Origin of the sequence: Ahrensia sp. 13_GOM-1096m (assembly GCF_000620605.1) — a bacterium.
GTDB classification, from domain to species: domain Bacteria; phylum Pseudomonadota; class Alphaproteobacteria; order Rhizobiales; family Rhizobiaceae; genus Ahrensia; species Ahrensia kielensis.
The window spans coordinates 21,494-35,322 of record NZ_JIAX01000014.1 but is presented as its reverse complement, the minus strand read 5'-3'; the positions used below and the strand labels follow the sequence as shown (position 1 = coordinate 35,322).

Here is a 13,829-nt window from a genome sequence, read left to right as displayed (position 1 = left end):
CATAGGTTTTCATGATAGGCATTTGGCCATGGCGAATGCTACACATGAGAACTGACGGTGTACTGCCACCAAGCTGACAAGAAGCTGACAGGAAATTTGCCTGCTTTACCAACTCAAGGTGTAGAAGTAGTCTGCCAACATGCGTATGTTGTTGGTCGAAGATAATGATGATCTCGCTGAAGCGATTTTGGATCGCTTACGCAGCGAAGGGCACGCTGTTGACCTTGAATCCAATGGCGAGGCAGCCAACGAACTTTTGCGTCACACAAATTTCGATTTGGTTATTTTGGATGTCAATTTACCGGGTCGCAATGGCTTGGAAATATTGCGCTCCTTGCGGTCTCGAAACGACGACACGCCTGTCATTATTCTAACGGCGCGCTCTCAAATAGATGACCGTGTTGTTGGGCTTGATGCCGGCGCTGATGATTTCATGATTAAACCTTTTGATTTTCGCGAACTGTCTGCGCGTTGCAGAGTGTTGGCGCGGCGGCGTTCGGGATCTGCGTCAAACCGTTTTGAAGTCGACGGGTTGGTTTTTGACTACCGTGCAAAGCGCGCGCTGGTGAATGGGCGCGATGTCGAATTGCGCGCGCGAGAAGTGCAACTGCTCGAAGTGTTCATCGCGGATTTAGGGAAGGTCATTGGCAAGGAAGAGGTTGCCAATAGGCTTTATGAATTTGATGAAACGCCTAGTCTGAATGCGGTTGAGCAAACGGTTACGCGCCTGCGCAAAAAGCTTGAGGGCTCATCTTTGAATATCAAAACCATGAGGGGGCTTGGTTATTTGGCCTATATTGATGATGCCGCTGGATAGGTTCGACAAGAATAAAGCGCCTTTAAACGATAGCGACACGTCAACTGGCCACGTTTCACTTAGGCGGCGCTTACTGTCTCTTATGTTTGCAGCATTTGCTGTTCTTGTGACCATCAACGCAACATTGATTTGGAGTTATGCGAAGGGCGCTTCCAACCGGTCCTATGATCTTTTGCTCGCTGGCGCGTCCTTATCAATTTTAGAACGTGTGGGCACAACAACCGAAGGGCTTGGTGTTGATATTCCCTATTCGGCATTGGAGATTGTTGGTCTGGCGAAGGATGACCGTGTGTTTTACGCCGTCAATTCGCATCGCAGCGGGTTACTGACTGGAACGGATGGACTACCGCGCCCTGATAAATATAAACCTTCGAGTGATCCGGTTTTCTTTGATGAAATCTTTAGCGGCGAGCTTTTTCGCTTCGTGTTGCAGTCACGGCGCATTCAAACAATAACAGGGCCCGTATGGGTGGATGTGCAGATCGGCCAATCTCGGTTTGCCCGTACTGCGCAGGCAAGGGAGCTGTTTGTCAGCGGCGTGGCTGGACTCGCATTTCTTTCGATTATCGGTCTGATTTTTGTTTGGCTTGCTATTCGGCGTGCTTTGCGGCCCTTAGCAAGTATTGAAAAAGATCTGGCTTGGCGCGAACCAAGTGATCTATCGCCGCTGACCCTTGATCCACCGCGCGAAATCATAAGCCTGATTAAGGCGATCAATGAGTTCATGTCGCGGCTATCGAGTGCACGCACGCAATCAGAAACTTTCATTGCTGATGTGGCGCATCAGACGCGAACATCTTTGGCCGCTTTACAAGGGCAGCTTGCGCTTGCCGGTGATGCTGACAGTGAACTTATGCTACGCAAGCGCCTTCGATTAGCCGAACGTCAGGCGGAAAAAGCAAGCAGGCTGACAAATCAGCTCTTGTCGCATGCAATGGTCACGCACCGCGCCGACCATGAACCTTTGAAAGAGATTAAACTGGAACCGCTTATTCGTGCGCTGCTTTCGGAAATGTTGCGCGACACGTCCCTGCGCCAAATTGAGTTGAGCTTCGAGGTCAAGGGCAGTGACGCTAATGGGGGTGTGATAGCGGGCGATCCAATTTCACTGCGTGAAGCGCTTCGCAATCTTATTGAAAATGCTGTGCGCCATGGGCCGCCGAAAAATGAGATTGATGTTTTGCTAAGCTGCGAAGATGCTCATATCGAAATCAAGATTAGTGATGCGGGGCCGGGGATACCGGAAAGCGACTATGAGGCGGTGTTGAAACGGTTTCATTCGCTTGATCAGAAAACGGCGGGTTCAGGTTTGGGACTTTCAATCGTCAATCAGGTGGCTATTTCGCACAATGGGCAATTTATATTGTCCAAAGCTGCGCGCGGCGGACTTAGTGCGCTGCTTCGTTTTCCAGCGCTGATGGCGTCTTTGTTTTTGTTCTTTATCGCTTTGCCTGAAAATGCCTATGCCCAGACCGTATTAAAAGTTTGGAGTGCGACCGATACAAAAGCCATGCAGCCGGTTATTGATGGCTTTGAAAAGGCCAATCCGACGATCGAAATTGAGTACCGCGAATTTCTAACCGTTGAGCTTCACGATACATTTTTGAAGGATAGCACTGCTGCCGATGTTGTGATTTCATCAGCAATGGATTTGCAATTTGATCTTGTAAATCGCGGCCTTGCGCAGCCTGTTTATACGGCGGCGCCTCTGCCTGATTGGGCCGTGTGGCGATCAGAACTTTTCGGCTTTACCTTTGAGCCAGCCGTGCTCGCCTATTCCACTGAAAGATACGACATCAGTGAGCTGCCATACACGCACCGCGATCTGGCAACATTTTTGCGCGAGAAACAAACAGAGTTGAAGGGCCGTGTTGGCACATATGATGTGCGGCAATCGGGGATTGGTTATCTTTTTGCCACGCAGGACGCAGCACAGGGGCAAGAAGCCTTGCGCATGACCGAAGCTCTTGGACGTGTGGATGCACGGGTGTTTTGCTGCACGGTTGTCATGCTCAACGCGATTGCAAAAGGTGAATTAGATTTTGCATATAATCTGCTTGGCTCTTATGCTTTGGCTTCCGCGAAAGCAGATCCGCGCATTGGCGTGATGCTGTTTGATGATTATAATTTGGTCATGGCGCGCACTGCATTCATCTCAAAAGATACAAAAAATCTGGCAGCTGCCAAGCAATTCGTGAATTTTCTTTTGTCAGTAAAGGGTCAACATCTGCTCTCTACAGCGCCTGCGATGATACCGATCATTGATGGGAATGTGCATTTCGAAAATCTCAATCACGGCCACAGCGAAAAAGAAGAGTTTTCTTTTCTGCCGATTAGATTGTCCGCCGGATTGCTGACATATCTTGACCGGTTAAAGCGACAGCGCTTTTTGGACAATTGGGAAGGCGCATTTTCATTAAGTTCGGAATAGTGGCTGTGTATGGCAGTGGGCCGGAAGCTTGTTTTCTGGCAATGATATTATATCTGATAGCGGAATTGATACTCCGGACATTCAGACATTAGATCGCTTCGATGGTAACGGCAAAACCGTTGAATATTGGAGGGCTGCAGCTCATTTTGCAAACGCCCAAAATGGCAACGGATTCTTCTGAAACTACACCGTGCGCAAATCCGCCAATATTCCTGCTGCAATTTGGAATGACCGCACGCGTGCAGCGCTATCATGGATCATGCCTGTGACCATGATTTCATCCGGTTGATAGGTGTCGATAAGGCTTCCTAATCGGTTTTTGACTGTCTCGGCTGACCCAGTCGCTGAGCAGGACAGCGCATGTTTTACACCGTCAAGAATTGGCGCTGGAATTTGCGATGCAATGTCATGTGTCGGGTGCGGCAGTTTCCCCGGTTTTCCTGTGCGTAGATTTGCAAAAGCGAGATATTGCGACGAACGTAGATATTCTGCCTCGGCATCCGTTTCTGCTGCGCAAACACCTGCCGCCATCATCGCGTAAGGTTGCTTCAAATGCTCAGAAGGCTGAAACGAAGCCCGATAAATCTTTAAAGCCTGTGCCAGTTGATCCGGCGCAAAATGTGAGGCGAAGGCATAGGGCAGGCCGAGATGTGCCGCCAATTGCGCGCCGTAAAGGCTCGATCCGAGAATCCAAACAGGCACATGGGTTCCAGCACCAGGAATGGCACGTACCTTGGCGTTATCGGGCGTGTCACCTAAATAGCCAATCAGCTCCTGCACGTCCTGCGGAAAACTGTCGTCTGGCGCCATATGGCGGCGCAATGCGCGGGCCGTTGCCATATCTGTTCCGGGTGCTCGGCCCAAACCAAGGTCTATCCTATCAGGATACAATGTCGCCAATGTGCCGAATTGTTCCGCAATCACTAAAGGCGCGTGATTGGGTAGCATAATCCCACCTGCACCAATGCGCATTGTCTTTGTCGCACCTGCCACATGGCCGATCACGACGGCGGTTGCTGCGCTCGCAATACCGGGCATATTGTGATGCTCGGCCAACCAGAAGCGGTGATATCCTGCTGCTTCTGCAGCTTTAGCCAGCTCAACGGTATTGGCGAGAGCATCCGCGGCGGATTTGCCTTCGGGGACTGGCGAAAGATCAAGCAGTGAGAATTTATTCATTGTTAGGCTCCTTACCGCCTCAACTAGGTGGCCGTAGCTGCCTTTCCAAGGTCAAGCATGGCTTTTCTAGGCAGAACCATTTTCGTTTGTTACCAATGAAGCCCCAAGATATAGTGCGCGCACAGAACAGTGTTGGCATGCTGGAATATTTTTAACAGACAAGCACAGTAGTGGTAAAAGCGCCTTTGCGTACCGTTTAGCACAAGAGCTGCAAACTCATCATGTCTGCGTCGATATCGGTGGTTCAGCTGATGCCATGTTTCTGGGTTCAGCCCGCAAATGGCGCAAATGCGGTGACAATCACCTATTACGAAAGTGCCCCCCAAATTTACACGTCTAAAATTATCGTGACATGGCCACGCTCATAACGACAGTCGTAATTTTTATCTGCGAAGTCGTAATTAGCGGCACCAGCTGAACGAATAAATGTCATTCATATTTCATGGGTCCGAGATCAGAACGCTGATCCTCCGCTCTTCTCAATTTTAAAGTCACTCTGTTTCTGCCGTGCAGCGAACGAAAACAAGAGGAATGCCATGCTTCGTGAGTCCGATGTTCTTTCCGCGCTGATGCGCCGTAAACCTACCCACTCGCTGGCGCAGGATCTGTATTGTGATCCAGGTGTCTTCCAGTCCGATATGGAACAGATCTGGTATCGAGAATGGCTTTTTTCTATCCCAGCCTGCGAGATACCGAAGGCAGGCAATTATGTGGTTCATGAAGTTGGCGCCTACTCGGTCGTCATCGTGCGTGGCAATGACGGCGAGGTTCGTGCTTTTCACAATTCCTGCCGCCATCGCGGATCGGTTCTGTGCAAGGCTAAAAAAGGTACAGGACCAAAATTGGTATGTCCCTATCATCAGTGGACCTATGAGCTGGATGGCCAACTGATCTGGGCGCGCGATATGGGGCCTGACTTTGATGCCTCCAAACATGGTTTGAAGAAGGTTCACTGCCGGAATGTGTCCGGTATGATTTACATCTGTCTCTCGGACGATGCGCCTGAACTTGAAGAGTTTGCAGCTCAGGCAGCACTCTACCTTGCCCCTCATGATCTCGAAAATTCGAAAGTTGCTTATGAGAGCACGATCATTGAAAAAGGCAATTGGAAGCTGGTCTGGGAGAACAATAGGGAATGCTACCACTGCTCTGGAAATCACGCGTCTCTGTGCCGCACGTTTCCGGAAGATCCGCGTGCCATTGGCAATGATGAAAGCGGTGAGTTGAATGAGCTGCAAAAACAACACAGCGAGCGGTGTATGGCGGTCGGCATATTGTCGAACTATTTGGATTCGGCGCTTGGCGACTGGCGGTTCGTGCGCACGCCGCTTTTGGCCAATGCGGAAAGCTACACTATGGACGGCAAAGTTGCCGTAACAAAGCCCAATTCCACGGTTCCTTTCAAAGATGCCGGGACTTTGATGATGTACAAATATCCTGCCTGTTGGAACCATTTTCTGTCGGATCATATTTTACTGTTTCGAGTTACGCCGATCGGGCCGATGGAAACCGAGGTATGCACCAAGTGGCTGGTGCACAAAGACGCGGTCGAAGGTGAAGATTATGACATCAAACGCTTGACCGAAGTTTGGGAAGCAACGAACGAAGAAGATCGCGAAGTCGTTGAGAACAACCAGCGCGGCATCCTTTCGCCAGCCTACCAGCCTGGTCCCTATTCGCCCACGCATGAGGGCGGGAACATTCAGTTTAACGAATGGTATGCCACAACGATGATGCGCGGGATCATCGGCAAAGACACCCTTATTGAGAGCGAATAACGCGATGGCTGTGGATATGGACCTGACGGTGCTCAGTGATAATGAGATTTGGACAGATGCGGAGCAGCTTGTCTGCTGTGCGGTAGTGCCTGAAGCACCCAACACGGCAACTTTCAGTTTCACTTCACCTTCTGGCCGCTTGTTCCGCTACGAGCCTGGACAGTTCTTGACGTTAGAGCTTCCAATAGCGGGCAATACGATCTGGAAAACCTACACGATCTCATCTTCGCCGTCGCGGCCGATGACGATCTCGGTCACGGTTAAAGCGCAAAAAGATAGTATTGGCACCCGCTGGATGCTCGATCATTTGCAGCCGGGGATGAAGATCAAAGCAACGGGGCCGGCGGGCATCTTCACATTACCGCGCAAGGAAAAGAAAAAGTACCTGTTTATCTCGGCAGGCTCCGGCATCACGCCGTCGCTTTCAATGACTACGTATCTTTATGATCGCGGCACTGACGTCGACATATCCTTCGTTCATTGCGCCCACCGCCCTCAAGAAATCATTGCCCGTCAGCGCCTCGAACAAATGGCCTCGCGTGTACCAACGATCAAGTTGTCCTTCATTGTTAATGAAGACGATCCTTATCTTGTTTGGACCGGTTTACGTGGCCGGTTGAACCAGCTGATGATTGGCTTGATCGCAGGGGACTATTTGGAAAGGGATGTCTATTGCTGCGGTCCTGAGCCGTTCATGGATGCGGTACGTGAGATGTTGATTGGTCTCGGTTACGACATGGCAAACTACCACCAAGAGAGCTTCGCGGCTCCGGTGAAGAAAGAAGAGCAACTTCCCGAGCATGACGATGTCGTTCCTGATGAAGGCGCTAGCGCAAGTGTTAAGTTTGCTCGCTCTGAAGTAACTGCCGAATGCCACGAAACTCACACCGTTCTTGCTGTTGCACGCGGCGCGGGTATCGTTATTCCTTCGGGCTGCACATTTGGTGTTTGCGGAACCTGCAAGGTCCGCAAAACATCCGGTGAAGTGCACATGGTCCATAATGGCGGCATCTCGGAGGAGGATATCGATAGCGGTTATATCTTAGCTTGTTGTTCCAAACCGATTGGCGCGGTCGAAATAGACGTTTAATATTTCTGATTTGCCTTTGTGTTCTGGCGAAAGATCAAGCAGTGATTTTTTTCATATTTGTGCTCCTTAGCGCCTCAACTATGGGACCATAGCTTCCTTTCAAAGGTCTAGCATGGCTTATTCATTGCAAATTTCCGAAGCCGATTTCCGAAGTCGACAGAGGTAAATGCTTTCAGTTGCTTGATACCGTGACCGCTAAGCGTGGTGAAGGTATTGCACGTGAAGTTAGAAAGCATCTTGTCAAATTTTTGAACTGGTCTGCGGATCGCGGGTACATTGCCGTAAACCCGCTGGCGGGCGCCAAAATGCCGAGCCTTGTTTATGTACAGCGAGAACGGGTTCTGAGTGCAGAAGAAATAGAAAAGATTTGGCGTGCTGCTGGTGAAATTGGATACCCATTTGGTCCATTCGTAAAGCTACTCATTCTTACTGGCCAGCGCCGAAATGAAATTGCGAAAATGCAAGTGAGGTGGTTCACCAAGGTAGATGGCGTCCCGGCAATTGAGATTCCCGGTGCCATTCGAAAAACAAAACGCCCACAGCTACTTCCTGTCACGGACGAAATTGCAAAAGTTCTGTCAGATCTCCCCGTTTACGAAGGCGCGGATCACTTGTTTTCTACCACCGCTGGGCACAAGCCAATTTCAGGGTTTTCGAAAGCTAAAACTAGGATCGACCGAATAGTGGGCTTCTCTGATTGGACCTATCACGATATTCGCCGGACTGTTGCTACGGAGCTAGCGAGAAGAAAAGTACCACAAGAGCACATCGAACGCGTTTTAGGGCATGAAGTTGGCGGTGTTCAGGGCACCTATAACCTCTATAGCTATCATGATGAAAAGCGCGAAGCCTTGGCGCTTTGGGGTGCTGAGTGGGCCCATAAATGAGTTTTACGCAATTGCATTTGTCTGGTACATTTCACATGCAGTCAGTCCATATATGCTTGATGACGAACAGTTTAAAAAATCTCGTCCATCCATGCTGCCGTTTTCAACAAATTTGGCCACCAACTATTGAATGTCGGATGAGATTGATCCAGTTTGCCGTTTCGTCATGATCCACCTTCAACGCGAAAAGCTTTTTACCCGTAACTAGTTGCGCCAGTTTAGGTGGGACAGGTTCAAATCAATAAATGGGTCAAAATTTGCTGAAAATCAACACTCAGGTAAATATTTCAACTGAACTAAGTTTATTAGAACGTTCCGTAAGCAATAACGTGTGAATTCCGAACAAGACGTGCGATGCGATTTCTCTATCGCCCAGCATGTCATGTTCGGTACGCACAAGATCATTTTTCACAATATCGCTTCTCGATCACTACATTGATGTAGCTTTTAAACATCAGATCGCAGAATTTTGTGGTTAGCAATTTCTGATGCAACACCGTTCAAAGCGCTCAATTTCATTGCTGGATCAGCTTCCTGCTCAACGGCATGGAGTTGATCAACATAGCTTTTAAAATTTAAAAATTCGCTGTCAGCCAAAGTACTCACCAAAGGCTGATCGTCATAAGCATCAACGAACCTATTGGCCGCAATTTTCAAAAGATAGTAAGCTGCAGCTTGTTCAGATTGGGAATTAATGCGTTCCTGGCATATTCGAGCACATTCAATATATGCCCGCACGCCTTTGTTTTGGCTTTCAATAATACCCATGAGTTCCGAGATATTCATGTAACTAATCCTTTTTATATAAAGCAGAAATTTCAGTAGCTCCACCATTGGCGCCTGACCAAGCAAGGGGATCATCAAGAAAGCTCTCAACTTGTTTAAGCGTTTCAGGGTCGAAGTAGTTTTGTTTTTTGCAAACTGCGAGCACATCGCGCCATGTTGCTAGATAGTGCAAATTTAGGCCGATATCCTTGAGGTTTTGCCGCGACTGCGGGAAAATGTCATAGTAAAATACGACAACGGTATCGGTAATCTCCGCACCGGCTTTACGAATAGCTTCGCAAAATTTAATTTTACTGCCGCCGTCAGTTGTTAAATCTTCAACAAGCAACACCTGTTTACCTTCAATCGAATTACCTTCAATCTGCGCGTCGCGTCCAAAGCCTTTTGGTTTTTTGCGAACGTAATGCATTGGCAAACTCAACTTGTCGGCAAGCCAAGCCGCAAATGGTATGCCTGCCGTTTCTCCACCTGTGACACTATCGATTTTTTCGAAGCCGATGTCTCTTATGACAATACCCGCCGTGAAATCCATCAAAGTATTGCGAATTCGCGGATAAGAGATGAGTTTTCGGCAGTCAATGTAGACCGGACTAGCTAGACCCGAGGTGAACATAAAAGGCTTGTCTGTCCGAAAATGAACGGCGCCAATTTCGAGAAGCATTTTTGCTGTCAATTCTGCAATTAGTTCGCGGTCGGGGAATGAGCTTGTAAGCATTATTCATTTCCTTTGGATGGTATCATCTGGTCAAACTTCTTCTGCATTGATGGGTTCATGCTGCCAGTATAATTCGAATCCTGGATCAAAAACGGTTACATGATCATTTTGAACGGAAAAGCTCTTCGGGAAATTGATTGGTGTTGATGATTTAGTGAATCGCACCTTTTCATCATTTAGTGGTAAACGATAAAAAGAGGGGCCATTAATTGAAGTAAATGCCTCTAATTTATCGAGTGCTTTATCGTCTTCAAATATATGAGCGAGGCAGTTTAGAGTGTTGATGGAGGTATATATTCCAGCACAGCCACACGTTGCAATTTTTGCCCCATTGGTATGAGGTGCAGAATCTGTTCCAAGAAAAAAATTAGAATTCCCCGAAGTTGCCGCAGATCTAAGTGCAAGACGATGTTTTTCGCGTTTGGCGACAGGCAAACAATAATAATGCGGTCTGATGCCGCCCGCCAAATAGCTATTTCGATTGATAATCAAATGATGGGTCGTAATTGTTGCAGCGATGTCGTCTCCACCACTACTCACGTAATCGACACCATCCGATGTTGTAACATGTTCCATTATCACTCGAAGTCCTGGAACTTTTTTTCGTATGGGATCAAGAACGCGCTCAATGAACACCGCCTCTCGATCAAAAATATCTACGTCGGCACTTGTCACCTCTCCGTGCACCAAGAGTGGTAACTTAATTTGGGCCATGCGTTCTAAGACAGGCAAGACATTCTCGAAATTCTGTACACCGCTTTCAGAATTAGTCGTGGCTCCAGCGGGGTAAAGCTTTAACGCTTTAATGAGCCCTGACTTGGCTCCCGCTTCGACGTCATTGGGATCCGTACCTTCTGTTAGATAAAGCGTCATCAATGGTTCGAATTGGTGCTCAGATGGAATGCACGCCTTTATGCGCCTTTGGTAAGCCGTGGCTTGATCCGTTGTTACTACTGGCGGAACGAGATTTGGCATGATGATTGCGCGAGCAAAATTTTCGCTTGAATGTGCGATAACAGAGGCAAGCATTTGGCCATCGCGTAAGTGAAGATGCCAATCATCAGGCTTGCGGATTATGAGTTCTGAAATGCTCATTTGCGCATCTCTGTTAGGTAATTAAAGATAATGTCAGTGCCAACAATGAGATCAGAAATCTCCATGGCTTCTTTGGGGTTGTGCGACCCATTTCGGTTGCGCACGAAAATCATGGCAGAAGGTATTCCTGCATTTGCAAATACTGCTGCATCATGACCGCCACCCGAAGGCATCGTGAAAGGTTTAAGGTTGATCTTTTTCATCGATGCTAAAAGACCATCAACCATTTGGCTGTCACATAATGCAGGGGCTGTATACATTTCAGCATCAAGTTCAAACTTGACGCGCCGCTCACGTTCTACGGACTGCATTGTTTGTTTGAGTAAATCACGAATGGCATCAAGTGCTGTCGTGCTTTGACTGCGAAAGTCCAAACTAAAGTCTACTAAATCGGGGATACGAGTTAGAGCATGTTTTTCTGAATCTGTCCCAACCATGCCGCATGTAAGAACGAGATCTTCGCCTTTTTGCAAAATGGTAAGCCAACTTTCATCAAGGCGCGATAGCAAATCAGCCATAGCAAGAACAGGATCTTTACGATAGGCGCGCGGCACGGCTCCTGAATGACCAGGTTCACCGGTACATCTTATTTTCCTGTAGCGAATATTGCCTCGAATGCCTGAAACAACTGCGGCAGGTATATCCTTCTCAACCAGCAGTGGTCCTTGTTCAATATGAAGCTCGATATAGGATTCAATTGCCTTAGTATCAATCAGAGGTTCGTTCAGGCGAACACGATTCATATTTATGCCGATATCAGCCATATGCGCATGAAGCTGACGACCGTCGCCTTTGTGAATAGCACTTAACTCGGAATTCTGAAGTTTGCCTAAAAGAGCTTTTGAGGCAATGTAGCATGGCCCAAACCAAGCGCTTTCTTCAGCGCGCAGCGCAATAACTTTGACCGGTTTTCCGAACCGTATGCATTGATGCTTTGCTTTTGTGAGGCAGAGTATTCCTGCTATAACGCCAGCTAGTCCATCAAAATTTCCGCCGCTCGGAACGCTGTCGACATGAGAGCCGATTAAAACGAACTTGTCAGCGTCTGTATCTTCAGGCAGCGAGAATACAGCGTTTTGACCTGCATCGTAGCGAGCATCTAGCCCTTGAGCTCGGGCATAATCTATTAAATATTCTAACGTTTTTGTTTCTATAGAAGAATATGCTGGACGGCTTACCCCTTCTGTATCAGCAGAAAGTTGAGCAATATCGTTAAGAAGTATAGTCGCAACACGGGCGCTGTCATATATGCTATTTGTGTCATTCATGGAGCGGCCTCCATAAAGACAAGCCCATCTGAGGCTTCCTCGTCGTCTACGCTTCCAATCAATTGCTTAAGGCTGCTCAAACCTTGGGATTGCAAATAGCTTTCTAAACCTTGGAGCATTTTTACCATTATTTGGGGTTCTATGAAGGTCGCTGTGCCAACTTGGACTGCAGAAGCACCGGCGATAAGATATTCCACAACATCCTCAACGGTTGAGATGCCGCCGCAACCAATGACAGGAATATCAACCGACTTTGCGCATTGATATGCCATGCGCAAAGCAATTGGCTTAAAGGCTGGCCCAGAAAGCCCTCCCATAAGATTGCCAAGTTTTGGGCGCTTCGTATTAATATCGATAGCCATTGCGAGAAGGGTATTGGAAACAACCAATGCGTCCGCACCGGCTTCTTCAGCTGCCTTTGCCACTTCTGTTGTTTCTCCCGTATTTGGGGTGAGCTTTGCCCAAAGTGGAAGATCCGTGGCGTTTCGTAATTTCCGTATCACCGCTTCTGTCGTTGAAGGACGCATGGCAAATGCCTTGCCGTCTTCCTCGATATTTGGGCAAGAAATATTAACTTCTATTGCTGCTACACCGGGAACGCTGATTTCCTCACATAGAGATGCAAATTCGTCGACACTGCCGGCTGAAATGCTAACAATTAGTGGCGCGTCATATTTCGCATAAAATGGAATGACATCCGCTATAAATGCCTCTACGCCCTTGCTCGGTATGCCGATGGAGTTGAGCATTGACCCACGTACCTCACAGACACGTGGTGTAGGATTGCCGCTGCGTTTTTCCCGAGTAATTGTCTTCGTTACGTGAGCACCAAGAACATCCAAATCAAACACCTGAGCGAGATCTTCCGAAAAAGTCCCCGAGGCTGGCATAATTGGATTTTTAAGGGTGAGTGTCCCAATTTGAGTTGTGAGATTTAACATCCGATCGCCTCCTGCAAGTCGAAGACAGGTCCTTCTCTACAGACGCGTTCGTTGACTATGCCGCCGTTTCGGCTAAAGGCACGCACACAGCATTGACACATACCGATGCCACAAGCCATTTGCTGCTCAAGCGCAATTTGACCAGGGATATTATGTACTTTTCCGACGGTTTGAAGCAGTTTCAATATACGATTTGAACCGCATGTATAAATAGCGTCTATGCCTTCATCGGCGATAAGGCCTTCGATAATTGAGTGCATGTTTTCAGTGCTAGACGTTCCAGCTTCATCAGTAAGAGGGATGACGTTGACGCCAAGCTCTTTAAAATATTCGAGCGATAGCAGGAAATTTTCTGAACGAGCGCTGCAAATAGCCGTTAGCTTTCGATCAAGGCGACGTGCCTCCAACGCAAGAGGGGCTAGTGTGGCTAGTCCGACACCCCGCGCTACAAGCAGTAAGTTTTGCCAATTAGGCAAGATGTCAAAGCCACGACCAAGAGGGCCGAGTACATTAAAGCTGTCGCCTGCGCTCAATGTTGCAATCGCAGACGTTCCTTCACCGATAACTTTATAAAGAAAATGAAGCTCACCCTTTTCTGGGTAGTAACCATAGATACTCATTGGGCGGCGCAAATAGGGCTGTAATGAATCAGAGACAGGACATCGAAGATGAAAAAATTGTCCCGGTTCACAATCAAGAATTTTTAAAGGCGCATCCAGGACCAATAAACGATATTCGCCGTTTACTGGTTCATTGCTTATGATTGTGCATTCGACTTCATGAATTGGTTTCACCAGTTCAACTTCAGGTGTTGGGTCTAGAATAATGCTATTCACAATCAG

At 48.0% G+C, this 13,829-nt stretch carries 12 protein-coding genes; 5 read left to right on the top strand and 7 right to left on the bottom strand.

Translation table 11 applies throughout. The features are described from left to right. Window positions 1-139 precede the first annotated feature (139 nt). On the top strand, window positions 140-817 hold the full coding sequence (locus N530_RS0112400) for a response regulator transcription factor (protein ID WP_026480940.1): 678 nt from the start codon (window positions 140-142) through the stop codon (window positions 815-817). Beyond that, the gene (locus N530_RS0112395; RefSeq protein ID WP_211097900.1) at window positions 780-3,248 is read left to right on the top strand and encodes an extracellular solute-binding protein; all 2,469 of its coding nucleotides are present in this window, start codon (window positions 780-782) and stop codon (window positions 3,246-3,248) included. Before N530_RS0112400 ends, N530_RS0112395 begins: the two co-directional genes overlap by 38 nt. A gap of 183 nt (window positions 3,249-3,431) precedes the next feature. On the opposite strand, the gene N530_RS0112385 is transcribed toward N530_RS0112395, so the two are convergent. Beyond that, a complete protein-coding gene (locus tag N530_RS0112385; RefSeq protein ID WP_026480938.1) occupies window positions 3,432-4,427 on the bottom strand; it encodes an LLM class flavin-dependent oxidoreductase in 996 nt (331 codons plus the stop codon). A gap of 536 nt (window positions 4,428-4,963) precedes the next feature. Between N530_RS0112385 and N530_RS0112375 the strand changes: the two genes are divergently transcribed. From N530_RS0112375 to N530_RS18095, 3 genes are all read left to right on the top strand, one after another. Continuing rightward, window positions 4,964-6,205: an aromatic ring-hydroxylating dioxygenase subunit alpha gene (locus N530_RS0112375; protein WP_026480937.1), complete on the top strand. Its 1,242-nt coding sequence runs from the start codon at window positions 4,964-4,966 to the stop codon at window positions 6,203-6,205. A gap of 4 nt (window positions 6,206-6,209) precedes the next feature. Then, window positions 6,210-7,295 (top strand): hybrid-cluster NAD(P)-dependent oxidoreductase, encoded by a 1,086-nt coding sequence (locus N530_RS0112370; RefSeq protein ID WP_026480936.1) that lies wholly within the window; start codon window positions 6,210-6,212, stop codon window positions 7,293-7,295. A gap of 176 nt (window positions 7,296-7,471) precedes the next feature. Next, window positions 7,472-8,182 carry a tyrosine-type recombinase/integrase gene (locus N530_RS18095; RefSeq protein WP_051540935.1) on the top strand — a complete coding sequence of 237 codons (711 nt, stop codon included), beginning with the start codon at window positions 7,472-7,474 and terminating at the stop codon, window positions 8,180-8,182. A gap of 447 nt (window positions 8,183-8,629) precedes the next feature. On the opposite strand, the gene N530_RS0112360 is transcribed toward N530_RS18095, so the two are convergent. From N530_RS0112360 to N530_RS18090, 6 genes are read right to left on the bottom strand one after another with little or no spacing between them, the layout of a single operon-like run. Beyond that, a complete protein-coding gene (locus N530_RS0112360) occupies window positions 8,630-8,968 on the bottom strand; it encodes a hypothetical protein (RefSeq protein ID WP_051540934.1) in 339 nt (112 codons plus the stop codon). 4 nt (window positions 8,969-8,972) lie between these two features. Beyond that, a complete protein-coding gene (locus N530_RS0112355; RefSeq protein ID WP_026480934.1) occupies window positions 8,973-9,683 on the bottom strand; it encodes an orotate phosphoribosyltransferase in 711 nt (236 codons plus the stop codon). A gap of 30 nt (window positions 9,684-9,713) precedes the next feature. Next, the gene (gene pyrC / locus N530_RS0112350; RefSeq protein ID WP_026480933.1) at window positions 9,714-10,772 is read right to left on the bottom strand and encodes a dihydroorotase; all 1,059 of its coding nucleotides are present in this window, start codon (window positions 10,770-10,772) and stop codon (window positions 9,714-9,716) included. 2 nt (window positions 10,773-10,774) lie between these two features. Then, a complete protein-coding gene (locus tag N530_RS0112345; protein ID WP_026480932.1) occupies window positions 10,775-12,046 on the bottom strand; it encodes a Zn-dependent hydrolase in 1,272 nt (423 codons plus the stop codon). After that, window positions 12,043-12,987 (bottom strand): dihydroorotate dehydrogenase, encoded by a 945-nt coding sequence (locus tag N530_RS0112340; RefSeq protein ID WP_026480931.1) that lies wholly within the window; start codon window positions 12,985-12,987, stop codon window positions 12,043-12,045. The genes N530_RS0112345 and N530_RS0112340 overlap by 4 nt, the downstream gene beginning before the upstream one ends. Further along, complete coding sequence (locus N530_RS18090; protein WP_081773960.1) at window positions 12,981-13,823, bottom strand: dihydroorotate dehydrogenase electron transfer subunit; 843 nt, start codon at window positions 13,821-13,823, stop codon at window positions 12,981-12,983. Before N530_RS18090 ends, N530_RS0112340 begins: the two co-directional genes overlap by 7 nt. Window positions 13,824-13,829: the final 6 nt, after the last annotated feature.